Here is a 21,473-nt window from a genome sequence, read left to right on the forward strand (position 1 = left end):
CTCAGTTGGCTGCGACAACCGTGCCGCGGCATTCGCCGAAACCGATACTGGCTGAACCCTCGCGCCGGCAGCGCGCACGCAGGATGATCTCGTCACCGTCCTCAAGGAACGTGCGGACCTCACCGTTGGCCAGCTCCACCGCCTGTTTGCCACCTTCGGTGATTTCCAGAAGGCTGCCGTACGAACCTGCCGTCGGCCCCGACAGCGTGCCCGAACCAAACAGGTCGCCCGGCTGCAACTGGCAACCGTTCACGCTGTGATGGGCCACCAGCTGCGCGGCTGTCCAGTACATGCTGCGGGTATTGCTCAGGGTCAGGCGATGAGGGGCCTGGCCTTCGTTGCGCATGCGCTCGGTGAGCAGCAGCACTTCCAGCTCGATGTCGAATGCACCGGCAGCCTGGTCCTGGGCGCCGAGCAGATACGGCAGCGGTTGCGGGTCACCTTGCGGGCGGGCGGGCTGTGCGCAGCGGAACGGCTCCAGCGCTTCGGCCGTTACCACCCAAGGCGAAATGCTGGTGACAAAGCTCTTGGACAGGAACGGCCCCAGCGGCTGGTACTCCCAGGCCTGGATATCCCGTGCCGACCAGTCGTTGAGCAGGCACAGGCCGGCGATGTGTTCCCCCGCCTCGTCGATGGGGATCGCCTGGCCGATGTCATTGCCCTGGCCAATCCAGATGCCCAGCTCCAGTTCGTAATCCAGCCGTGCGCAGGGGCCGAAACGGGGTTCGCTGTGCCCGGCGGGCAGCGTCTGGCCCTTGGGCCGGCGCACGTCGGTGCCAGACGGGCGAATGGTGGAGGCGCGGCCGTGGTAACCGATGGGCACGTACTTGTAGTTGGGCAGCAGCGGGCTGTCGGGGCGGAACAGCTTGCCCACATTGGTGGCATGTTCGATGCCCACGTAGAAGTCGGTGTAATCGCCGATTTGCGCTGGCACGTGCAGCTGGCACTCATTGGCAGGATAAAGCGCCGGCTTCAACGCTGCCTGGTGCTCGCTGTGCTCGCCCAGCAGTTCCAGCAGGCGACCGCGCAAGGCCACCCGCGCGTTGCGGCCCAGTGCAAAGAAGGCATTCAGGGCACCACCCGCCGTCGCCTCGGCGGCAGCCTTGGCCTGGCCATGGAAAAGGCCCGCGGCAAGTACCGCTTGCAGGTCCAGGATGGCATCGCCGATGGCTACGCCGCAGCGCCTCGCCTCACCCGGCCGGCTGAAAATGCCCAGCGGCAGGTTCTGCAACGGGAAGTCTGCATGCCCGTTGGCATGTTCGACCCAGCTGCGGGCCATGACGGTGTGGTTCATGCTTATCTCCGGTTCGGGTTGAACGTGCTGGGCAAGGTGGCCCAGCAACTGTCGTAGTCGGCCTGCAACTGTGGGGATGCCAAGGCCTGCTGACTCGGGCGCAGCACCTGGCTGGTCTCGAACATGAAGGCCATGGTGCTGTCGATCTTGTGCGGCGCCAGGTCGGCAGCGATGGCCTTGCTGCACGTGTCGGCATCCGGGCCATGGGCGCTCATCACCCCATGCAGCGAAGCCCCCCCGGGCAGGAAACCCTCGGCCTTGGCATCGTAGGCACCGGCGATCAGGCCCATGAATTCATTCATCAGGTTGCGGTGGAACCACGGTGGCCGGAAGGTGTTTTCGGCCACCATCCAGCGCGGCGGGAAGATCACGAAGTCCATGTTGGCCAAGCCGTGCACGCTGCTCGGCGAGGTGAGCACAGTGAAGATGGACGGGTCGGGGTGGTCGAAGCTGACCGTGCCCAGGGTGTTGAAGCGGCGCAGGTCATATTTGTAAGGGACGTTGCTGCCATGCCAGGCCACCACGTCCAGCGGGGAATGCTGAAGCTCGCAAGCCCAGTGCTCGCCCAGAAACTTCTGCACCAGTTGCACCGGCCCCTCCAGCGCTTCGTAATGCGCCACCGGGGTGAGGAAGTCCCGGGGGTTGGCCAGGCCATTGCTGCCAATTGGCCCAAGGTCGGGCAGGCGCAGGGGCGCCCCATGGTTTTCGGCAATGTAGCCCCGGGCTTGGCCGTCCAGCAGTTCCACCCGAAACTTCATGCCCCGGGGGATCACTGCAATCTCCAGCGGCTCTACCTGCATCACGCCCAGCTCGGTGGCGATGCGCAGGCGGCCCTGCTCGGGCACCAGCAACAGCTCGCCGTCCGCATTGAAGAACACGCGCTGCATCGAACGGTTGGCACGGTAGACGTGCACGCTCACACCCGCCGGGTTGTCGGCAGGCGCATTGGCCACCATCGGCAGCCAGCCTTCGATGAAGTCAGTCGGCTCTGCGGGGATAGGCTGCGGGTTCCAGCGCAGGCGGTTGGGGGTGACAGCCCCCAGTGGCGTGGCCAGTGGCTGACGGGCCAGGCGCTCGAAGCGAGGGTGCAGCGCCGAAGGGCGAATGCGGTACAGCCAGGTACGGCGCAGCTCGCTGCGGGCCATGGTGAAGGCGGTACCCGACAGCAGCTCGGCATACAGCCCATAGGGGGCCTTTTGCGGGGAGTTCTGCCCCACCGGCAGGGCACCCGGCAGCGCTTCGCTGGCGAACTCGTTGCCAAAGCCACTCAAGTAGTGAAGGTCGGGTGACAGCTCGCGGTCCATCGGTGCCTCCGGGCTCTGGCAGAGCCTGTTCGGGCAGTTGCGGGCAGGGCCGTGGGGCCGCCAGCAGGTCTGCATTGTTATTATCGTAATCAGATTACGGATAACGTAATTTGCCCCGTGCCTGGCGTCAAGCTATAAAGGCCCGACTGAAGACTGCAGAAGACGACACCCATGGCCCGTGCCAGCACCTCCACCGACAATGGCAAGCAGAAAGTCCGCTCGGCGGAGGTGGGTACCGACATCCTCAAAGCCCTGGCGCAGCTGTCCCCTTCCACGTCGTTGTCACGCCTCGCCGAACATGTGCAGATGCCCGCGAGCAAGGTGCACCGGTACCTGCAGGCCTTGATTGCCAGTGGCTTCGCCGAGCAGGATGCCGCCACCAACCACTACGGCCTGGGCCGTGAAGCCCTGCGTGTGGGCCTGGCGGCGCTGGGCAGCATCGACGTGCTGAAGATCGCCGCCCTGCCGCTGTCGCAGCTGCGCGACGCGCTGAACGAGAGCTGCTTCATTGCGGTATGGGGCAATCAGGGCGCCACCGTGGTCAGCATCGAACCGGCGGTGCGGGCGGTTACCGTGGTCACGCAGATCGGCTCGGTGCTGCCGTTGCTTACTTCGTCCACCGGGCTGGTATTCGCTGCCCACCTTCCCCAACGCGAAACGGCCGAATTGCTTGAACGAGAGCTTGCAACCCTGCAGCAGGGCGCTGAGCACTATCACGGGTTGCTGGCGGGGATCCGTGAGCGGGGCCTGCACCACGTGCACGGTTTGCTGATGCCAGGGGTGGATGCCTTGTCTGCCCCGGTATTCAACGCCATGGGGCAGATTGCAGCGGTGATGACGGTGGTGGGGCCTACCTCGATGTTCCATGCCGACGAGCACGGGCCAGCCGCCCGGCAGTTGCTGGCGGCCGCACGCGAGGTGAGCTGGCGCATGGGGCATGCCACTGAAGCCTGAGGGCCGGCTGCACTGTTGCCCCTGATGTAAAGGTGAATGTCACAAGTGGCTATTTTTCTCGGCGGATCAAGTGCTTATTCTTGAACCACTGGCCGGCCTGATGGGCTTTCCCCCCGCTTTTCAGGCATGCCGGAACGACGTTGATTTTGAAGCTCCTTGATCTGACGTCTCGATTGACCGCTGCGGTTTGCAGCGGTTTTTTTTTGCCTGTCCACAGGCTGTCGACCAGGCATCGCCCTAGGACCATGCCACCTGCTGAAGGGTGCAGCGGGCTATCTGCTCGCGAAATGCAAGGTAATGGCGCAACACCTGCACCGGTGCCTCGTTATGAGGGTAATGGCCTATGCCTTGAAGCAGCACCACGTCGGCATCGGGCACCAGCTGCCGGTAGCGTTCAGCCATATGGGCGCCACACAGCGGGTCGGCCGCACCATTGATGAGGCGCAGCGGCACGTTGGCACCCTGCAGCGCATGCACCCAGCGATCACGGTACGCCCTGGCCTCTGGTACATAATTCGCCAGCTTGTGCAGAATGCGCGTACCCCGGTTGGCCGCCACCAGGCTCCACATATCATCCAGGGCACTCTCGCTCGGGTGGGTGCAGGGGCCGTATACCCGCGTCATGTTGCGCACCAGATCATCACGCCCGAATGAGCGCGCCACCAGCCAGCCCACCCGGCTCAGCAGCAGTTTCTGCAACAGCAACAGGCGCGCATGCTCCGGGAACAGCCCGCTGTTGAGGAAGACGCAGCTGGCAATGTTGGCACGCTGCTCGCGGTGCCGGGCCAGCAGTTCCTGGGCGACACTGCCGCCGTAGTCGTGGGCCAGCAGGTGCACAGGCTGCGCCATGTGCAGATGGTCGAGCAGGGCCTGTTGCAGGTCAGCCTGGTGCATGAGGGTGTAGGCGTGGTCAACGGGTTTGGCCGAGTCGCCGAAACCCAGCATGTCGCAGGCGATCACTCGAAAGCGCTGCGACAATGGCCCCCACAGGTAGTGCCAGTCCCAACTGGCCGTGGGAAAACCGTGTAATAAAAGCAGGGGCGCTCCTTGCCCTGCGGTCCAGTAGCGGATGCTCTGGCCCCGGAAAGTGAAACTCTGTCCCCGGGTACGCCAGACGCACAATGGAATTTCGGCCATAGGCATCGGAAGGAACCCGGTTAGTCAACGTGATAGGGCAAGGCTGCGGTCATTGCATGTCACCTCGGCACTTACATGTGCTCTCTGATCGAGGCTGAGTCTAGCCAGCCGCCCTGCGCCTGGAACTTGCGTTGCCAGCCAGCTTGATGACTGAGCGAGTCAGTGGCACGAACGGTCAGAGCAACAGCGCCAGCAAGGGCGCGGCGCACAGGTTCAACAGCCCGGTCAGCACCATCACCAGGCCGGCCACCGAACCCTCTTCACTGCCCACTTCCTGCGCCCTGCTCACCCCTGCACCATGGGCCCCCACGCCGAACAGGGCACCACGGGCCAAGGGCGTGCGCAGGGGCAACCAGCGCAGCAGCACACCCCCGAACAGGGCGCCGAGTACACCGGTGAACATCACGAACACTGCGGTCAGTTCCGGCACACCGCCCAGGTCCTGCGCCAGGGGCATGGCGAACGGCGTAGTAATCGACCGCGGAACCAGCGACAGGCTGGTTGCAGTGTCCAGTGCCAGCAGATGAGCCAGCCCCCAGGAACTGGCAATGGAAGCACTGCTGCCCACCACCATACCGATCAACAGTGCAGGCCAGTGCCGCGCCAGCAGGGCGCGCTGTTGCCAGATCGGTACGGCGAACGCCACGGTCACAGGGCCCAGCACACCCATCAGCCAATGGGTATTGCGGGCATATTCGGCATAGGCCGTGTGCAAGGGGATGGCCACCGCCAGAAGCAGCACGGGCACCAGTATCAATGGCGACAACAGGTAGCGCCCGCTGCGCCGATACAGCCAGCGGCTGCCCAGGTACGCCAGCAAGGTGAGCAGCAGCCAGAACAGCGGCATCGGTTCAAGGCTCACGGTGCAGGCTCCAGCGGCAGACCCATTCAACGGTCAGGGCGGTCACCACCATGACCACCAAGGTACTCAGTGCGATCACCAGCAGGATGCGCCAGCCCTCGTCGCGCACCAAGGCGCCATAATCCAGCAGGCTCATCAAGGCGGGGATGAAAAACAGCAGCATCTCGGCCATCAGCCAGCCAGCGCCCAGTTGCAGCATGGCGGGCTTGAGCACGCCGCAGGCGAACAGCAGCAACAGCAGCGCCAGGCCCATGACGCCACCGGGTATAGGCCAGCCTAGCCACGCAGCCAGCTTGCCACCTAGCAGGAACAGGGCGCCAATCACGGCCATTTCCGCCAGCAGGCGCAACGTCTTTTTCAGTAGAGCGGTATTCATGCTGTTAGTCCTCGACAGGCCTGCCATTGTAAAAACTGCCTCCCTAGGCCAAAAGCGAATTGTTAGACTTGACGCCATTCCATAACGGAATCGAGAGAGATGGAATTCAAACAGCTGCGAAGCTTTATCGAAGTGGTGCGCTGCGGCGGATTTACCCATGCCGCCCAGGCGCTGCATATCAGCCAGTCCGCAGTCAGCAAGCAGGTTGCACAGTTGGAGCAAGATGTGGGCCAGCCGTTGCTGGAACGCCAGGCCTCGCAACTGCACCTGACCAGCGCCGGGCGCGTGGTGCTGGAGCGTGGCGAAGCCTTGCTGCGCCAGCGCCAGGCACTGCTGGACGAACTGGACGCGCTCAACCAGATGGGGCGTGGCGAGTTGCGCCTGGGCTTGCCGATGTTGGGCAGCGACGCCCTGTTCGCGGGCTTGTTCGCCGAATACCGGCGGCGCTACCCGAACATCGCCATTCAGTTGCTCGAGGGCGGCAGCCTTAGCGTCGAGCAGGCCGTGCGTGAGGGCGAACTGGAGCTGGGCGGCAGCCTTACCCCCAGCGACCAGGGGTTCGAGTATCAACCGTTCTGCAACGAGCCGCTGGACGCCCTGCTACCGGCCAGCCACGGGCTGGCCAGCCTTGAGAGTGTGACGTTGCGGCAACTGGCCGACACACCGTTTCTGCTGTACCAGCGCAGCTTCGTGCTCAACGACCGGCTGCTGAAGGCCTGCCAGCAACAAGGCTTCACGCCCAGGGAGGGTGGGCGCAGCGGCCAGGCGGACTTTCTCGCCGCCCTGGTGGCGGCAGGCCAGGGCGTGGTGCTGCTTCCCCGCGTGGTGGCCAGGGCGCTGGAGCGCCCTGGTGTGGTACGGGTGCCACTGTGTTCACCCTCAGACCTGCGCTGGGACATCGCCTTCATCTGGCGACGTGGGGCGCACCTGTCGCGGGCGGCACAGGCCTGGCTGGCCTTGTTGCGCGAATACCCCGCCCTGGTGTCGGGCAACGGCTGATACGCACAAGGGCCGATCAGGCCTTCAACGCGCCAGCGAGGTCAGCCAGCCAGGGCTCGGCATCGGTTTCGGGGGTTACGGTCTCGCTGGCATCCAGGCGCAACATCGGTTGCACCTCCTGCACGCCAAGCTCGGCAAACAGTTCGCGCATCTGCTCGCCGCCGCCGCAGTAGGTATCGCCATAACTGGAATCGCCCAGCGCTATCACCGCGCCCGGCAGCCCGCGCCACGCGGCCGGCAGGGTGTCGCGGATGCTGCTGTACAAGGGCATGAGGTTGTCCGGCAGCTCACCCATGCCGGTGGTGGAGGTCACGGCCAGCAGGGCGTCCGGGGCGAACGCCTGGATATCCTGCAAGGTGCTGCGGGCCGCGTACCAGGCCTGCAGGCCAGCAGCCTTCAACAGTGACTCGGCGTGACGGGCGACTTCTTCGGCGGTGCCGTACACCGACCCGGAAATAATGGCGACTTTCATCGGGGAGAGGATTCCGAAACTGAGTGAAAACGTAGGATACTAGCACCCGGCGCTGGCAAAAGGCCGCCTCTCTTCCGGATGCTCCCCTGCACGTTGCACCTTCACATGCGATACGCCGTGCGGTGGGTGAATAGCGCGTTCGTCCGAAACCTGGGCACTACGGCTGAACCAAGGCGTGTACAAGCAGTCAATCGGTTTGAAGAACCATCACCTTCGAGTTTCATCATGCAAGAAGACGTGCTCTTGACTCAGGATGAACTGGATTATATTCAGGACGTCCAGCAGTCGCCGCAGTTCGCTGTGGTCGATGCCTTGCCCAGCCTGCTGGTCAATGGTGACAGCCGTGTCCAGAATTTGCTCACGCGCCTGGTGGCCGACGAGCAGGTGACCCTGCAAGCACACTTCAACAACCAGCAGATCAGCTTTCCGCTGCAGGTGATCGAAGACGAGTTTCATACCCTGCACCTGCAACTGGGGGCACCGGAAATCTACGAAGATGGCCCCAGGCTGCGCCCCTGGCGCCTTTCCCTGGACCACCCCATCGCCCTGCTGAATGCCGATGGGCAACCGAGCGGGCTGTGGGTGTGCGACATCTCCTTCAAGGGCGTGCTGGTGGAATTGCGCGGCCTGCCGGAAGCCCCCGACCAGTTTGAACTTCAATTCGCCCCCGGCGACATCGAGCCCATCGAGTTGAAAGGCACGCAGCGGCGGCAGATAAACGGCACCAAAGCCGCTTACCACCTTGGCCGCAGTGCCGCTGAGGACATCGAGCGCCTGCGCGACTACATTCTCCAGGCCCACAGCCGCGTGCATCCGGAGCTGCATACGCAGCCAGCCGCCTGACCCCTGCGCAACCGATGATGCCAGCCGCCTGGCGGCCGATGCTTGCCAGCGCCGCCACATCAGCGATAATCCGCGCCCAATTCTTGCATGCATGCCTGTGTCGTCCACCACCCCGGCCGACATAGCCAGGGGCCAGCTACCCGCCAGCCCCGTTGTCTGGAGATACACGATGTCTACCCCACCCGTTACCCTGATGGTGTCGCGCCGCGCCGCTCACGGCCGCTACCAGGCGCTGCTGGCCTGGCTGCACGAAGGCGAACAGCTGGCCACCGACTTCCCCGGCTACCTGGGCTCCGGCATCCTCGCACCGCCCAGCGATGGCGACGAATTCCAGATCATCTTCCGCTTCAGCGACGAGCCCACCCTCAATGCCTGGGAGCATTCAGCGTCGCGACGCGCCTGGCTGCAGCGCGGAAACGGTTTGTTCGAGCGCCCCAGAGAGGCGCGCGTCAGCGGCCTGGACGACTGGTTCGGCACCAGCCTGGTGCGCAAACCGCCGCGCTGGAAACAGGCCGTGGCCATCTGGCTGGCGTTCTTCCCGGTGTCGCTGGCGTTCAACCTGGTGTTCGGCCACTGGCTGGCCAGCCTGGGCATCGTGCCGCGCATCTTCCTCAGCACCCTGGCCCTGACGCCGCTGATGGTCTACCTGTTCATCCCCTTGTCGACGCACCTGCTGGCGGGCTGGTTGCACGCCTCCCCCACCCCGGCCCGGCCCGCGCCCCAGGCCTCGCGCAGCCGCTGAGGCCAGTCCACGCACACGGCAGGCAGTTCGGGTATGCTGGGCGGCAACCAACGACAGACAAAGTTGACCGCCCCGAACATGAATAGCCCCATCCTCATTACCGGAGCCAGCCAGCGTGTCGGGCTGGCCCTGGCCGTGGAACTGGCGCAGGCCGGCCACCTGGTGGTCAGTGCCAGCCGCAGCATCCTGCCCCAGGCGGCCCACCCCAACATCGTGCAGTTCCAGGCCGACCTGTGCCAAGCAGCCGACCGCGAGGCGCTCATCCAGCACCTGCACAGCGAACACGACGGCCTGCGCGCCATCATTCACAATGCATCGCTTTGGCTCGACGATGGCCTGGAAAACCTCGAAACCATGTTCCGCCTGCACGTGGAGGCGCCCTACCACCTCAACCTGGCCCTGGGCGATTTACTGGCCAAGGTCGACAAGGCGGACATCATTCACGTCTGCGACGAAACCTCGTCGCGTGGCAGCAAGAGCCACATCGGCTATGCCGCCACCAAGGCCGCCCTGCAGAACATGGTGCTGTCGTTTGCTGAAAAGTACGCCCCCACGGTGCGCGTGAACGGTATCCTGCCCGGGCTGCTGATGCTCAAGGAAGGCGGCGATGACGACTACCGCCGGCAAACCCTGAAAAAAGCCCTGCTGGAATTCGAACCCGGTGCCGGCCCCTTGATCGAAACGGTCAAGTACCTGCTGGCCAGCCAGTACAGCACCGGCAGCCAGGTGGTCATCAACGGTGGCCGCCACCTGAAGAACCGCATGATCTGAGAGAAGCCCCATGACCCCACAGCAACAGCTCGAACTTGAAGCCGCCGCCTTCCGGCGCCTGGTCGAACACCTGCGCGCACGCACCGACGTGCAGAACATCGACCTGATGAACCTGTCCGGTTTCTGTCGCAACTGCCTGTCCAAGTGGTACAAGGCCGCAGCCGATGAGCGCCAGGTTGACCTGAGCCTGGATGATGCCCGCGAGGTGGTGTACGGCATGCCCTACGCCGAATGGAAAGCCCACTACCAGAAAGAAGCCAGCGCCGAACAACAGGCGGCGTTCGAACAAGGAAAACCCCGTGACTGACCTGAACACCCTGCGCACCCGCCTGGCCAGCGGCCAACACGCTTTCGCCGACACCCTGGCGTTTGTTGCCGAACACTATGACTACCAGCCCCAGGCATTCGACAACGGCGGCCTGCAGAGCGCAGCCGGGCAGAACGAAGGCTCCTGCAAGACGCTGGGCCTGGCACTGCTGGAAGGGTTGAGCGATCAGGAAGCCTTGCTGGCATTTGGCGAGCATTACCGCGACGTAGTGGCCACCCCAGAAGGTAGCGACCACGGCAACATCCGGGCACTGATCAAACATGGCCTGGCGGGCGTCACCTTTGCGGCGCAGCCCCTCACGCGCAAAGCGTGAAGCAGGCCGGCCCTGCCTTGGCGGCCTTCGCAGTGACTGTACTGCGAAGGCAACAAGGCGGGCCGAAGCGGGTTACAGCTCGATGCAGTCGAACTTCACATCGGTTGCCACGTCTTCGTCGTAGTTGACGTCAGCGCGCTCGAAGCCGAACAGGTTGACGAACTGCTTCTTGTAACCGGCATAATCGGTCAGCTCGAACAGGTTCTCGGTGGTCACCTGTGGCCACATGGCTTTGCAGGCATCCTGCACATCGTCACGCAGTTCCCAGTCGTCCAGGCGCAGGCGCGCCTTTTCGTCCACCGCTGCCGGCGCACCGTCGGTGCGGTACAGGCGGTCGCGGAACATGCGGTCCAGCTGGTCCTGGGTGCCTTCGTGCACACCCTTCTCCTGCATGATCTTGAACACCATCGACAGGTACAGCGGCATGACCGGGATGGCCGAGCTTGCCTGGGTTACCACCGACTTGAGCACGGCCACGTTGGCGCCACCCTTGATTTCACCGGCCAGCTTCTGGTCCAGGCGCAGGGCGGTTTCGTCCAGGTCCTGCTTGGCCTGGCCCAGCGCACCGTGCCAGTAGATCGGCCAGGTGATCTCGGTGCCGATGTAGCTGAACGCCACGGTGCGGGCGCCTTCGGCCAACACGTCGGCACCGGCCAGGGCATCGATCCACAGCTGCCAGTCCTGGCCACCCATGACGGTGACGGTATCAGCGATTTCCTGCTCGGTGGCCGGCTCGATGCTGGCCTCGATGATGGTGTCCTTGTTGGTGTCGATGGCGGTCGACTTGTACGGCTGGCCGATCGGCTTGAGCGCAGAACGCACCAGCTCGCCGGTCTGTGGCAGTTTGCGCACAGGCGAGGCCAGCGAATAGATGACCAGGTCAACCTTGCCACCCATCTCGTTCTTGATCAGCTCGATGACCTTGGCCCGCGCTTCATCAGAGAAGGCGTCACCGTTGATCGACTTGCTGTACAGGCCGTCGGCCTTGGCAAACTTGTCGAAGGCAGCGGCGTTGTACCAGCCGGCGGTGCCTGGCTTGGTTTCGGTGCCTGGCTTTTCGAAGAATACACCGAGTGTGTCGGCCTTGAAGCCAAAGGCTGCGGTAATGCGCGCCGCCAGGCCGTAGCCGCTGGACGCACCGATTACCAGGACCTTCTTCGGACCATCCTCGCGCACGCCCAGCTTACGGGTGGCTTCGATCTGATCACGAACGTTGAGCTCGCAGCCCTTCGGGTGAGTCGTGGTGCAGATGAAACCGCGGACCTTGGGATGAATGATGGCCAATGTCTGTACCTCGTCAGGTTGATGCCGGGAAAGCGCCACACCTTGGCGCTCTCGTTTAACAGAGGGTGAGACTCCCCCCGCAGATGATGCGGCACATATTAAGGGGTGAACGGGGCGATTCAAAACCCGAGGCGCACTGCTGGCGCGAAACCAGGCGGGACGCAAGCGCCGGGGGCCCTGCGGATTGATTGGGTTTGGCTATCAATCCACAAGAAAATCAAACTTAACAAATGAGCCCAGGCAGACGATGCTGGGTGTTTAACGTACCCGCACGGAGAACAACAACATGAACGACGTGGTCATCGTTGCCGCAACCCGCACCGCCATCGGCAGTTTCCAGGGCGCACTGGCGGCCGTCCCTGCCGTGGACCTAGGCGCCGCCGTGATCAAGCGCCTGCTGGAGCAGACCGGGCTGGACCCTGCGCAGGTCGACGAGGTGATCCTGGGCCAGGTACTCACCGCGGGCGCAGGGCAGAACCCGGCGCGCCAGGCGGCGGTCAAGGCTGGCCTGCCCTACAGCGTGCCGGCACTGACCTTGAACAAGGTATGCGGGTCGGGCCTGAAGGCCTTGCACCTTGCCGCCCAGGCCATCCGTTGCGGTGACGCCGACGTGGTGGTTGCCGGTGGCCAGGAAAACATGAGCCTGGCGCCCTATGTGATGCCCTCGGCCCGCACAGGCCAGCGCATGGGGCATGGCCAACTGGTCGACAGCATGATCACCGATGGCTTGTGGGACGCCTTCAACGACTACCACATGGGCATCACGGCTGAGAACCTGGTGGAACGCTATGGCCTGAACCGCGAACAGCAGGACGCCTTTGCTGCAGAATCCCAGCGCAAGGCCGTGGCCGCCATCGAGGCGGGCCGCTTCGATGATGAAATCACCCCGATCGTGCTGCCGCAGAAAAAGGGCGACCCCACGGTATTCGCCCGTGACGAACAGCCTCGCGCGGGTACCACGGCCGAGTCGCTGGGCAAACTGCGCCCGGCCTTCAAGAAGGATGGCAGCGTCACGGCAGGTAATGCGTCCAGCCTGAATGATGGTGCCGCAGCGGTATTGCTGATGAGCGCAACCAAAGCCGAGGCGCTGGGCCTGCCGGTACTGGCCAGGGTGGCGGCTTACGCCAGCGCGGGGGTAGACCCGGCGATCATGGGTATCGGCCCGGTGTCGGCCACCCAGCGTTGCCTGGAAAAGGCTGGCTGGCAGCTGGCCGACCTGGACCTGATCGAAGCCAATGAGGCCTTCGCGGCCCAGGCGCTGGCGGTAGGCAAGGCGCTTGAATGGGATGCGACGCGGGTGAATGTGAATGGCGGTGCCATTGCCCTTGGCCACCCGATTGGCGCGTCCGGGTGCCGGGTACTGGTGACCTTGCTGCACGAGATGATCAAACGCGATGCCCGCAAAGGGCTGGCGACGCTGTGCATCGGCGGTGGCCAAGGGGTTGCCCTGGCCCTTGAACGCCGGTAGGCACTAGCGAGGTGTAGGGGTGGCAGACGTGTTCACCGCATGCACCAACGCCCCCACCTGCCGGCATTTGTGCACAGCCTGCTCCAGCGGGTTGTCCAGCAGCGAGCATGAGGGGGCCAGCCAGAGCCGCTCGCCCAGCCTGTCATGGGCATCGCGCAGCACATCCTGAAGCTGCGCCAGGTCGCCAGGTGATGCATGGCGGCCATCAACCAACCCCAGCGACAGCACTTTGTAGGCGGGCAGGCGGTCGAGCACGCTCAGGTACTGTTCGGGCGCCTGGACCAGGTCGATGTGGAGCCCATCGACCGGCAGGTTCGCCGCCAGGCCCAGGTTGCCGCCCAAGGCACCGGAGCAGGTGGCGATCAGTTTTTTCAAGGGCGCCCGCTGGAGGATGTTGTAGACACGCTCGTAGGCGTTTTTCCAGGCCTGGGGCAGTTCAAGGGCAAGAATGGGCTCATCGATCTGCACCCATTCCACACCCAACACGGCAAGTTGGTTGAGGGCCTGGTCATATTCAGGCAGCAGGCTGTCGAGCCGTTCCAGCGGGTCGAGGCCGTTTTCTTCGCCCTGCCACAGCAGCGTCAAAGGGCCTACCAGCACCGGCTTGACCGCATGGCCCAGCGCAATGGCTTCTGTCACCTCCTGGAAAAGCGGTTCCAGATGCCCAGCGAGCACGGATGCCTGGGCGTCGACGACGCCAGGGTGCTGGTAGTACCAGGCGGTATCCCCGACGGGCAGCAGCTCGATACCGGCTTCTTTCTGCGCCTGCCAGTGGCGGGCACGCAGTTCGTGATCGTCGCTGATGCGTGGGAAGCCCAGGTTGTGCGCCAGTGCCATGTCTTGCCCCTTGAGGTCTCAAAAGAATGCGGGAATTGTCCGGGCAGGGGCTGTTTGAGACAAACTCATTAAATTTGAGATGAATCCAAAAAATTCTCATGATGGCCCCCGCAGTAGAGATGGCGCCGTCATGACCAGCGCAGGCAAAACCGGTGTCTCAAACAGATCACCGCCGTACGCAACCGGACATGACCGCGAGGTGCATCTGCCGCACAATGTCAGCCTGTTTAGTCAGGTGCCCGGCCCCATGAACGTGCTGAAAACCGCATTGCGCGAACAGCGCTTCGTCTGCGTGATGGAATTCGTCCCCAAGCCTTCGGCTGAGCGTTTCGCGGCCATGGACGCTATCCTGGCCCGCGGGCACCTGTGCGGCTGGCCGATGACCGTCGCTATCGGTGACCGGGTCGGCAGCCCTCTGGACATGTCCCCGCTCGACGCCCTGGCCTCGTTCAGCAACCCGGTACCCGCACTGCCGCACTTTTCCGGCAAGGACCGGGAGCGGCACCACCTGCTCGCCCAGTTGCAGCGCATGGACGCGGCCGGCCTGCATCAGTTGCTGGTGCTGACGGGCGACCGCCTGCCTGGGCATCAGCCAGGCGAGCGCCCGGTGCGTTACCTGGAGTCGGTCGCGGCGCTGCACATGGCGCGTCAGGCGTACCCACACTGGTTACTGGGCGCCGCGCTCAACCCGTTCAAGTACTGTGAGGAAGAAGGCGCGGCGCAGTACTTCAAGGCCGAGAAAAAGCTCGCGGCAGGGGCAGACTTCTTCACGCTGCAACTGGGCTTCGACGCGGCCAAGCACCAGGAGGCCATGCACTGGGTGCGCCGCCAGCCTGCGCCCAAACCGCTACTGGCCTGCCTGATGAGCCTGACCCAAGGCCGGGCGAACATGCTCGATCACGTCGCCGGGGTTACCGTCACACCGTCCATGCGGCACATGCTCGAAGCCGAGGCGGCGCAATCCAAGGCCTTTGCCCAGGCCCGCAGCGTTGACCGGCTGGCCTTGCAGGTGATTGGCGTGAAGCTGATGGGCTATGCCGGGGTGCACCTGTCGGGCATTCACGAGATCAGCCAGTTGCTGGCGCTGGAGGCGCGGCTGGAGCACTGGCAGGCACAGATAACCGACATGGCGCAGTGGGCACCCGCCTGGCAGGCCAGTTGGCAAATGCCAGGCCTGCCTGCCGTCACGTTCCACCCGCCACAGGCCGCGTGGCGCCAGGGGGAGTCGCGGGTGACCGCCACCCTCACGCAGCAGGCGCGCTACCACCTGATGCACGGCATGCACTCACTGCTGTTCAGCCGCCGCAATGGCCTGAGCCAGGCTTTCGGCTGGGCGGTGCGCCAGCCGGTGTGGTCCACACGCCTGGGCGCTCAGGTGTTGCACACGGCAGAACGCGCGGTGAAGCGCCCGCTGCTGGGCTGCGACACCTGTGGCCGCTGCCGCCTTGAGGACACGCTGTATATCTGCCCGGAAACCTGCCCCAAGGGCCTGGCCAATGGCCCCTGCGGCGGCACGGCACTGAACCGCTGCGAATTCGGCGACCGCGAGTGCATCCACAGCGTGAAATACCGCACAGCCAAGGCCGTGCAGCAGACCGCGGTACTGGCCGAACGCCTGATCCCCTGTATCGAGGAGCACACCCGTCACCGCAGTTCATGGCCCCAGTGGTTCGGGGCCCCGGCCACGCGTGCTACGCCGCAGTCAGCGCCTCGAAGCCAGCCCGGATCGTAGCCTCGGGCAGGTCGTCGGCAATGAACACCATCACGCTCTCGCGGGCCTCGCCCTCGGCCCACTCGGCATCCCAGTCGAAGCCGTAGAGCTTGAGCACCCCCTGGAACACCAGCTTGCGTGGCTCCCCCGCGATGTTGAGCACCCCTTTGTAGCGCAGCAACTGCTTGCCATGGGTTTCCAGCAGGCCGTTCATGAAGTCGCTGAGGCGGTCGATGTCCAGCGCCGTATCGGTGCGCAGCACCAGGGTGGCGATACGGTCCGGCGTGGCCGGCTTGAGCACCGGGCGCAGGGCAGGCTTGAGGTTGGCGCCCAGGTCCGGGTTGAGGTTGAAGCCACGCACATCCAGCAGCTCGGCCAGGGAAATGCGGCCGTGCTCCACCCCATGAATGGCCGCCCGCCCGTTGATGCGGCCAAGCCGCTCGCGCAGCGCCAGCACGGCGTCTGGCTCGACCAGGTCGGTTTTGCTCAACAGCAGGCGATCCGCAAAGCCGACCTGGGCCTGGGCGATGGCCTGGGTGAGGTGCAGTTCGGCATGGGCCGCGTCCACCAGCGTGATGATGCCGTCGAGGATGTAACGCTCACGCAATTCCTCGTCGACGAAAAAGGTTTGCGCAACCGGTGCCGGGTCGGCAAGGCCTGTGCACTCGATCACCAGGCGGTCGAACGCGATCTCACCGGCATCCAGCCGCTCCAGCAACAGGTACAGGGCACGGGTGAGGTCGCCATGGATGCTGCAGCAGACGCAGCCATTGGCCAGGGTCATCACCTGTACCGGCTGGTCACCGAGCAGCTGGCTGTCAATGCCGGCCTCGCTGAATTCGTTTTCGATGACCGCAAGCTTCAGGCCGTGTTCGGCCTTGAGCATGTGCTTGAGCAAGGTCGTCTTGCCAGCGCCAAGGAAGCCGGTGAGGACGGTGACGGGAATGGGCGTCTGCACGCAGAAAATCTCCTGAGCGGAAAAACAAAGGGCCTCATCGCCGGCAAGCCGACGATGAGGCCAGTACAGGTCAACGCCTGGGGTTCAACAGCATTTGGGCCCGGACTTGCCTCCGTAACGGGCCTCCTGGCGTTCACGGAAGAACGCCTCGTAGCTCATCACCGGCTTGTCGGGGTGCGTCTTCTGCATGTGTTCGACATAGTTGTCGTAGTCGGGCATGCCGACCATCAGGCGGGCTGCCTGCCCCAGGTATTTCCCCAGTCGACCCAGGTCGTTGAACATCGCAGCAGTCCTCTCAAGCGTCAGGCAAAGCCTGGAACGGGGTTTCCTTGTCGGTCCGTTCCTTGCGGCCCCAGGCGGCGTAACCCACCTTGATCGCGAAGAACAGAATGCTGAACACCACCACCAGGAACAGGATGGTCAGCCCGGCATTGGTGTAGGCGTTGTAGATCACGTGCTGCATTTGCCCGATGTCCTTGGCCGGGGCCAGTACCTGGCCGGCGTCCAGCGCGGTGCTGTACTTCTTGGCCAGGGCCAGGAAGCCCACAGCCGGGTTCGGGTCGAACAGCTTGATCAGGCCCGCAGCGGTGGTGCAGATCAGCAGCCACGCAGCCGGCAACAGGGTGACCCAGATATAGCGCTGGCGCTTCATCTTGATCAGCACCACGGTGCCGAGCATCAGGGCAATACCGGCCAGCATCTGGTTGGAGATACCGAACAGCGGCCACAGCGTGTTGATACCGCCCAGTGGGTCGATCACGCCCTGGTACAGCAGGTAGCCCCACATCGCCACGCAACCTGCGGTAGCCAACAGGTTTGCACCCCACGATTCGGTGCGCTTGAGCGCCGGCACGAAGCTGCCCAGCAGGTCCTGCAGCATGAAGCGCCCGGCGCGAGTACCGGCATCCACTGCGGTAAGGATGAACAGCGCCTCAAACAAAATGGCGAAGTGGTACCAGAACGCCATGGTGTTTTCGCCCGGCAACACCTGGTGCAGAATTTGCGCAATACCCACCGCCAGCGTTGGCGCACCGCCGGCACGGGCCAGGATGGTGTGTTCGCCAATGTCACGGGCGACGGCTTCCAGGTGTTCCGGCGTAATCAGGAAGCCCCAGCTGCTGACCGTCTGCGCCACCGAAACCGCGTCGGCACCGACCACGGCGGCCGGGCTGTTCATGGCGAAATACACGCCCGGCTCGATCACCGAGGCCGCGACCATGGCCATGATCGCCACGAACGATTCCATCAGCATGCCGCCGTAGCCGATGTAGCGTGCGTTGGTTTCGTTATCCAGCAGCTTGGGCGTGGTGCCCGAGGAGATCAGCGCATGGAAGCCCGACACCGCACCACAGGCGATGGTGATGAACAGGAACGGGAACAGGGTGCCCTTCCACACCGGGCCCGTGCCGTCGGTGAACTGGGTCAGGGCCGGCATCTTCAGCTCGGGCGCAATGATCAGGATGCCGATGGCAAGCCCGACGATGGTGCCGATCTTGAGGAAGGTGGACAGGTAGTCACGCGGTGCCAGTACCAGCCACACCGGCAGCACGGCAGCAACGAAGCCGTAGCCCACCAGCATCCAGGTGATCTGCACACCGGTGAAGGTGAACGCCGGGCCCCATACCGGGTCGGCGGCGATCTGCCCGCCAAGCCAGATGGACAGCAACAGCAGCACCACGCCGATAATGGAGATCTCGCCAATGCGGCCCGGGCGGATGTAGCGCATGTAAATGCCCATGAACATCGCGATCGGGATGGTCGCCATTACCGTGAACATGCCCCAGGGGCTTTCGGCCAGGGCCTTGACCACGATCAGCGCCAGCACCGCCAGGATGATGATCATGATCAGGAAACAGCCGAACAGGGCGATGGTGCCCGGTATACGGCCCATTTCTTCGCGGACCATGTCGCCCAGCGAGCGACCATTGCGGCGGGTGGACATGAACAGGACCATGAAGTCCTGCACGGCACCGGCCAGTACCACGCCGGCAATCAGCCACAGGGTACCGGGCAGGTAGCCCATCTGCGCGGCCAGTACCGGGCCCACCAGGGGGCCTGCGCCCGCGATGGCGGCAAAGTGGTGGCCGAACAGGATGTGTTTGTTGGTGGGGACGTAGTCCAGGCCATCGTTGTTGAGCACCGCCGGTGTGGCGCGGCGCGGGTCGAGTTGCATCACCTTGGTGGCGATGAACAGGCTGTAGTAGCGATAGGCAACCAGGTAGATGGCCACTGCCGCGACCACGATCCACAAGGCGTTGATCGCCTCGCCGCGACGCAGGGCGACCACGCCCAGTGCGCAGGCTCCCAGGACTGCCAGCGCCAGCCACGGCAGGTGGCGTAGCAGGCTATTATTGTTGTTCATGGTTTGATTCCAGCTGGTGGATTGGAAAGACCGCCCATCGAGTCTAGGGCGAGTCATCGCGCATTGCCACACTTGCTTGGGAATAGAGCCTTTCCGAAAGGATTGCGCGCTAAGCCGACCAGGCAGAATTCATTCGACTCCGGATGTCATGCGAGGCCTGCATCATGAGCAACCACCCTGAACGCCGCCGCTTCCTGCGTATCGATTTCGATGCGCCCACTGAACTGTGCCAGGGCCAGCAGCGTTGGCCAGCCACCCTGCTGGACTTGTCACTCAAAGGCCTGCTGGTGCAGCGGCCTGCCAACTGGAGCGCTGACCTCACCCAGGATTTCGACGCCATCATCCACCTGGGCCCCGAGGAACGGGTGCACATGCAAGTGGAGCTGCGCCATGAAGAGCCAGATCGGCTGGGCTTTATCTGCCTGTACATCGACCTCGACTCGATGAGCCACCTGCACCGTCTTGTGGAATTGAACCTGGCCGACGGCACCGAAATGATGCGCGAACTGCGACAACTGATCGAATAATGAAATCTCTTAGCTAGCTAACATCCCCTTCAGGCTGACTTTCCTGTCCGTCTAGACAGCTTTGGCTGCAGTTTGGTTGTATTTGTACACACCCCTCTAGGCCCGCATTCAGCGTATTGGTACGGCTCCTGCATTGGGTTATAGGCGCCTTGCAGGCACCTGCCCGCACGCTTGGATCTAAATATTGTATACAATTTGTGTGGCAATCCATGGATTGAAATGTCTACAGTAGCCACACAACAATAAACAGAGAGCCTGCTCAATGACCACGTCCCCTAGCACGTCTCCCACCCCGCGTCCGGAGGACGAAAACCTCGGCCTGGGTGCGAACCTGGCCTATGGGCTGCAGCATGTGCTGACCATGTACGGGGGCATCGTCGCGGTGCCGCTGATCCTTGGCCAGGCAGCAGGCCTCAACCCTGCCGAGATCGGCATGCTGATCGCCGCCTCCCTGTTTGCCGGTGGCCTGGCGACCCTGCTGCAAACCCTAGGGCTGCCGTTTTTCGGCTGCCAGTTGCCGCTGGTGCAGGGGGTGTCGTTTGCCGGGGTGGCGACCATGGGCGCCATTCTAAGCAGCGAGGGCGGCGGTGGCCTGCCCGGTGTGCTGGGCGCGGTGATGGCGGCCTCGCTGATCGGCTTTCTGATTACCCCGGTGTTCTCGCGCATCACCAAGTTTTTCCCGCCGCTGGTGACGGGCATTGTCATCACCACCATCGGCCTGACCCTGATGCCGGTGGCCGCGCGCTGGGTGATGGGCGGCAACAGCGCCTCGCCAGAATTCGGCAGCGTGGCCAATATCGGCCTGGCCGCCCTGACCTTCGCCATTGTGCTGCTGCTGAGCAAGCTGGGCAGCGCGACCATTTCGCGGTTGTCGATATTGCTGGCGATGGTAGTGGGCACGTTGATTGCCTGGGCCTTGGGCATGGCCGACTTCGGCAAGGTTACCGAAGGCCCGGTGTTCGCCTTCCCTACCCCGTTTCACTTCGGCATGCCTGAATTCCACGTCGCCGCCATCCTGTCGATGTGCATCGTGATCATGGTGACCCTGGTGGAAACCTCGGCGGACATTCTGGCCGTGGGTGAAATCATCGACACCAAGGTCGACTCCAAGCGCCTGGGCAACGGCCTGCGTGCCGACATGGCATCAAGCATCCTGGCGCCAATCTTTGGCTCATTCACCCAGAGCGCCTTCGCCCAGAACGTTGGCCTGGTGGCGGTGACAGGCGTGCGCAGCCGCTACGTGGTGGCCACCGGCGGTGTGATTCTGGTGGTGCTTGGCCTGCTGCCAATCATGGGGCGGGTGATTGCCGCCGTGCCCACGCCGGTACTGGGTGGTGCGGGTATCGTGCTGTTCGGCACCGTGGCCGCCAGTGGCATCCGTACGCTGTCGAAGGTCAGCTACAAGAACAATGTGAACCTGATCATCGTTGCTGCATCACTGGGCTTCGGCATGATCCCGATCGCGGCACCCACGTTCTATCACCACTTCCCCAACTGGTTCGAAACCATCTTCCACTCCGGCATCAGCTCGGCGGCGATCATGGCCATTTTGCTGAACCTGATCTTCAACCACTTCACCACGGGCAACTCGGACCAGCAGTCGGTGTTCGCCGCCGCTTACGAGCGCACCATCGAGTATTCGGACATTTCTGCGCTGCGTGATGGCGACTACTTCAAGGACGGCAAGCTGTTCGACGCCGAGGGCAATGAAGTGCCGATGCGGGTGGTGGATGAACACGGCAACGAGGCGGTTAAGCGGGCAGCGGTGGCCGAGCACTAACGCCAGGTGGGCGCTTGCTAGCGATTGAAGCCTGCGCGGGCTTTGGCTTAGATCGTGTGATGGCGGCCAGGTGTATGACGTGGCTTGTGCGGTGGTGCACAGACCGAGCGCCGCCCGCGCGGCGCATCGCGAGCTGCGCTCGCTCCTACGT

The 21,473-nt window shown here is 63.8% G+C and carries 22 protein-coding genes; 11 read left to right on the forward strand and 11 right to left on the reverse strand.

Annotated features, from left to right (window positions below; genetic code table 11):
- Nucleotide 1 precedes the first annotated feature (1 nt).
- Nucleotides 2-1,294 (reverse strand): fumarylacetoacetase, encoded by a 1,293-nt coding sequence (gene fahA, locus IAE33_RS18780; RefSeq protein WP_201164614.1) that lies wholly within the window; start codon nt 1,292-1,294, stop codon nt 2-4.
- A gap of 2 nt (nt 1,295-1,296) precedes the next feature.
- On the reverse strand, nt 1,297-2,598 hold the full coding sequence (gene hmgA / locus IAE33_RS18785; RefSeq protein WP_201164615.1) for a homogentisate 1,2-dioxygenase: 1,302 nt from the start codon (nt 2,596-2,598) through the stop codon (nt 1,297-1,299).
- A gap of 171 nt (nt 2,599-2,769) precedes the next feature.
- On the opposite strand from hmgA, the gene IAE33_RS18790 reads away from it, so the two are divergent.
- Nucleotides 2,770-3,552, forward strand: coding sequence for an IclR family transcriptional regulator (locus IAE33_RS18790; protein ID WP_201164616.1), 783 nt, complete (start codon nt 2,770-2,772; stop codon nt 3,550-3,552).
- Between the two features lie 237 nt (nt 3,553-3,789).
- Here the strand turns inward: IAE33_RS18790 and IAE33_RS18795 are convergent, their stop codons facing one another.
- From IAE33_RS18795 to IAE33_RS18805, 3 genes are all read right to left on the reverse strand, one after another.
- Complete coding sequence (locus IAE33_RS18795; RefSeq protein WP_201164617.1) at nt 3,790-4,695, reverse strand: alpha/beta fold hydrolase; 906 nt, start codon at nt 4,693-4,695, stop codon at nt 3,790-3,792.
- Nucleotides 4,696-4,864: 169 nt separating this feature from the next.
- Complete coding sequence (locus IAE33_RS18800) at nt 4,865-5,551, reverse strand: LrgB family protein (RefSeq protein WP_060483047.1); 687 nt, start codon at nt 5,549-5,551, stop codon at nt 4,865-4,867.
- A complete protein-coding gene (locus IAE33_RS18805; RefSeq protein WP_028633303.1) occupies nt 5,541-5,927 on the reverse strand; it encodes a CidA/LrgA family protein in 387 nt (128 codons plus the stop codon). Before IAE33_RS18805 ends, IAE33_RS18800 begins: the two co-directional genes overlap by 11 nt.
- 99 nt (nt 5,928-6,026) lie before the next feature.
- On the opposite strand from IAE33_RS18805, the gene IAE33_RS18810 reads away from it, so the two are divergent.
- Nucleotides 6,027-6,926, forward strand: coding sequence for a LysR family transcriptional regulator (locus IAE33_RS18810; protein ID WP_201164618.1), 900 nt, complete (start codon nt 6,027-6,029; stop codon nt 6,924-6,926).
- 16 nt (nt 6,927-6,942) lie between these two features.
- Here the strand turns inward: IAE33_RS18810 and IAE33_RS18815 are convergent, their stop codons facing one another.
- A complete protein-coding gene (locus tag IAE33_RS18815) occupies nt 6,943-7,398 on the reverse strand; it encodes a flavodoxin (RefSeq protein WP_201164619.1) in 456 nt (151 codons plus the stop codon).
- 225 nt (nt 7,399-7,623) lie between these two features.
- Between IAE33_RS18815 and IAE33_RS18820 the strand changes: the two genes are divergently transcribed.
- From IAE33_RS18820 to IAE33_RS18840, 5 genes are all read left to right on the forward strand, one after another.
- The gene (locus IAE33_RS18820) at nt 7,624-8,241 is read left to right on the forward strand and encodes a hypothetical protein (RefSeq protein WP_201164620.1); all 618 of its coding nucleotides are present in this window, start codon (nt 7,624-7,626) and stop codon (nt 8,239-8,241) included.
- Nucleotides 8,242-8,410: 169 nt separating this feature from the next.
- A complete protein-coding gene (locus IAE33_RS18825; RefSeq protein WP_201164621.1) occupies nt 8,411-8,983 on the forward strand; it encodes an antibiotic biosynthesis monooxygenase in 573 nt (190 codons plus the stop codon).
- A 33-nt stretch (nt 8,984-9,016) separates the two neighbouring features.
- Nucleotides 9,017-9,754 carry a dihydromonapterin reductase gene (folM, locus tag IAE33_RS18830; RefSeq protein ID WP_201164622.1) on the forward strand — a complete coding sequence of 246 codons (738 nt, stop codon included), beginning with the start codon at nt 9,017-9,019 and terminating at the stop codon, nt 9,752-9,754.
- Nucleotides 9,755-9,764: 10 nt separating this feature from the next.
- On the forward strand, nt 9,765-10,061 hold the full coding sequence (locus IAE33_RS18835; protein WP_028633309.1) for a DUF1244 domain-containing protein: 297 nt from the start codon (nt 9,765-9,767) through the stop codon (nt 10,059-10,061).
- On the forward strand, nt 10,054-10,395 hold the full coding sequence (locus IAE33_RS18840) for a HopJ type III effector protein (RefSeq protein WP_201164623.1): 342 nt from the start codon (nt 10,054-10,056) through the stop codon (nt 10,393-10,395). Before IAE33_RS18835 ends, IAE33_RS18840 begins: the two co-directional genes overlap by 8 nt.
- Before the next feature lie 72 nt (nt 10,396-10,467).
- Here IAE33_RS18840 and fabV read toward each other — a convergent pair whose 3' ends face one another.
- Nucleotides 10,468-11,679: an enoyl-ACP reductase FabV gene (gene fabV, locus IAE33_RS18845; protein ID WP_201164624.1), complete on the reverse strand. Its 1,212-nt coding sequence runs from the start codon at nt 11,677-11,679 to the stop codon at nt 10,468-10,470.
- 286 nt (nt 11,680-11,965) lie between these two features.
- On the opposite strand from fabV, the gene IAE33_RS18850 reads away from it, so the two are divergent.
- A complete protein-coding gene (locus tag IAE33_RS18850; RefSeq protein WP_201164625.1) occupies nt 11,966-13,147 on the forward strand; it encodes an acetyl-CoA C-acetyltransferase in 1,182 nt (393 codons plus the stop codon).
- Nucleotides 13,148-13,150: 3 nt separating this feature from the next.
- Here IAE33_RS18850 and IAE33_RS18855 read toward each other — a convergent pair whose 3' ends face one another.
- Complete coding sequence (locus IAE33_RS18855; RefSeq protein WP_201164626.1) at nt 13,151-13,984, reverse strand: 5-methyltetrahydropteroyltriglutamate--homocysteine methyltransferase; 834 nt, start codon at nt 13,982-13,984, stop codon at nt 13,151-13,153.
- Nucleotides 13,985-14,231: 247 nt separating this feature from the next.
- Here IAE33_RS18855 and IAE33_RS18860 point away from each other — a divergent pair, with 247 nt between their 5' ends.
- A complete protein-coding gene (locus IAE33_RS18860; protein WP_201164627.1) occupies nt 14,232-15,716 on the forward strand; it encodes a methylenetetrahydrofolate reductase C-terminal domain-containing protein in 1,485 nt (494 codons plus the stop codon).
- Here IAE33_RS18860 and yjiA read toward each other — a convergent pair.
- From yjiA to IAE33_RS18875, 3 genes are all read right to left on the reverse strand, one after another.
- A complete protein-coding gene (yjiA, locus tag IAE33_RS18865; protein ID WP_201164628.1) occupies nt 15,676-16,653 on the reverse strand; it encodes a GTPase in 978 nt (325 codons plus the stop codon). The genes IAE33_RS18860 and yjiA overlap by 41 nt on opposite strands.
- Before the next feature lie 84 nt (nt 16,654-16,737).
- Complete coding sequence (locus IAE33_RS18870) at nt 16,738-16,935, reverse strand: YbdD/YjiX family protein (protein ID WP_003251633.1); 198 nt, start codon at nt 16,933-16,935, stop codon at nt 16,738-16,740.
- A 13-nt stretch (nt 16,936-16,948) separates the two neighbouring features.
- On the reverse strand, nt 16,949-19,015 hold the full coding sequence (locus tag IAE33_RS18875) for a carbon starvation CstA family protein (RefSeq protein WP_028633316.1): 2,067 nt from the start codon (nt 19,013-19,015) through the stop codon (nt 16,949-16,951).
- Between the two features lie 164 nt (nt 19,016-19,179).
- Between IAE33_RS18875 and IAE33_RS18880 the strand changes: the two genes are divergently transcribed.
- Nucleotides 19,180-19,542: a PilZ domain-containing protein gene (locus tag IAE33_RS18880; RefSeq protein ID WP_201164629.1), complete on the forward strand. Its 363-nt coding sequence runs from the start codon at nt 19,180-19,182 to the stop codon at nt 19,540-19,542.
- Between the two features lie 262 nt (nt 19,543-19,804).
- The gene (locus tag IAE33_RS18885; protein ID WP_060483037.1) at nt 19,805-21,322 is read left to right on the forward strand and encodes a nucleobase:cation symporter-2 family protein; all 1,518 of its coding nucleotides are present in this window, start codon (nt 19,805-19,807) and stop codon (nt 21,320-21,322) included.
- The last annotated feature ends 151 nt before the right edge of the window (nt 21,323-21,473 follow it).

Source organism: Pseudomonas sp. S60, assembly GCF_016647865.1.
In the GTDB taxonomy this organism is placed as follows: domain Bacteria; phylum Pseudomonadota; class Gammaproteobacteria; order Pseudomonadales; family Pseudomonadaceae; genus Aquipseudomonas; species Aquipseudomonas parafulva.

Coding starts and splice junctions, on each gene's coding strand:
- fahA (WP_201164614.1), bottom strand. CDS start 1,294: ATGAACCACACCGTCATGGCCCGCAGCTGGGTCGAACATGCCAACGGG.
- hmgA (WP_201164615.1), bottom strand. CDS start 2,598: ATGGACCGCGAGCTGTCACCCGACCTTCACTACTTGAGTGGCTTTGGC.
- IAE33_RS18790 (WP_201164616.1), top strand. CDS start 2,770: ATGGCCCGTGCCAGCACCTCCACCGACAATGGCAAGCAGAAAGTCCGC.
- IAE33_RS18795 (WP_201164617.1), bottom strand. CDS start 4,695: ATGCCTATGGCCGAAATTCCATTGTGCGTCTGGCGTACCCGGGGACAG.
- IAE33_RS18805 (WP_028633303.1), bottom strand. CDS start 5,927: ATGAATACCGCTCTACTGAAAAAGACGTTGCGCCTGCTGGCGGAAATG.
- IAE33_RS18810 (WP_201164618.1), top strand. CDS start 6,027: ATGGAATTCAAACAGCTGCGAAGCTTTATCGAAGTGGTGCGCTGCGGC.
- IAE33_RS18815 (WP_201164619.1), bottom strand. CDS start 7,398: ATGAAAGTCGCCATTATTTCCGGGTCGGTGTACGGCACCGCCGAAGAA.
- IAE33_RS18820 (WP_201164620.1), top strand. CDS start 7,624: ATGCAAGAAGACGTGCTCTTGACTCAGGATGAACTGGATTATATTCAG.
- IAE33_RS18825 (WP_201164621.1), top strand. CDS start 8,411: ATGTCTACCCCACCCGTTACCCTGATGGTGTCGCGCCGCGCCGCTCAC.
- folM (WP_201164622.1), top strand. CDS start 9,017: ATGCTGGGCGGCAACCAACGACAGACAAAGTTGACCGCCCCGAACATG.
- IAE33_RS18835 (WP_028633309.1), top strand. CDS start 9,765: ATGACCCCACAGCAACAGCTCGAACTTGAAGCCGCCGCCTTCCGGCGC.
- IAE33_RS18850 (WP_201164625.1), top strand. CDS start 11,966: ATGAACGACGTGGTCATCGTTGCCGCAACCCGCACCGCCATCGGCAGT.
- IAE33_RS18855 (WP_201164626.1), bottom strand. CDS start 13,984: ATGGCACTGGCGCACAACCTGGGCTTCCCACGCATCAGCGACGATCAC.
- IAE33_RS18860 (WP_201164627.1), top strand. CDS start 14,232: ATGAACGTGCTGAAAACCGCATTGCGCGAACAGCGCTTCGTCTGCGTG.
- IAE33_RS18870 (WP_003251633.1), bottom strand. CDS start 16,935: ATGTTCAACGACCTGGGTCGACTGGGGAAATACCTGGGGCAGGCAGCC.
- IAE33_RS18875 (WP_028633316.1), bottom strand. CDS start 19,015: ATGAACAACAATAATAGCCTGCTACGCCACCTGCCGTGGCTGGCGCTG.
- IAE33_RS18880 (WP_201164629.1), top strand. CDS start 19,180: ATGAGCAACCACCCTGAACGCCGCCGCTTCCTGCGTATCGATTTCGAT.
- IAE33_RS18885 (WP_060483037.1), top strand. CDS start 19,805: ATGACCACGTCCCCTAGCACGTCTCCCACCCCGCGTCCGGAGGACGAA.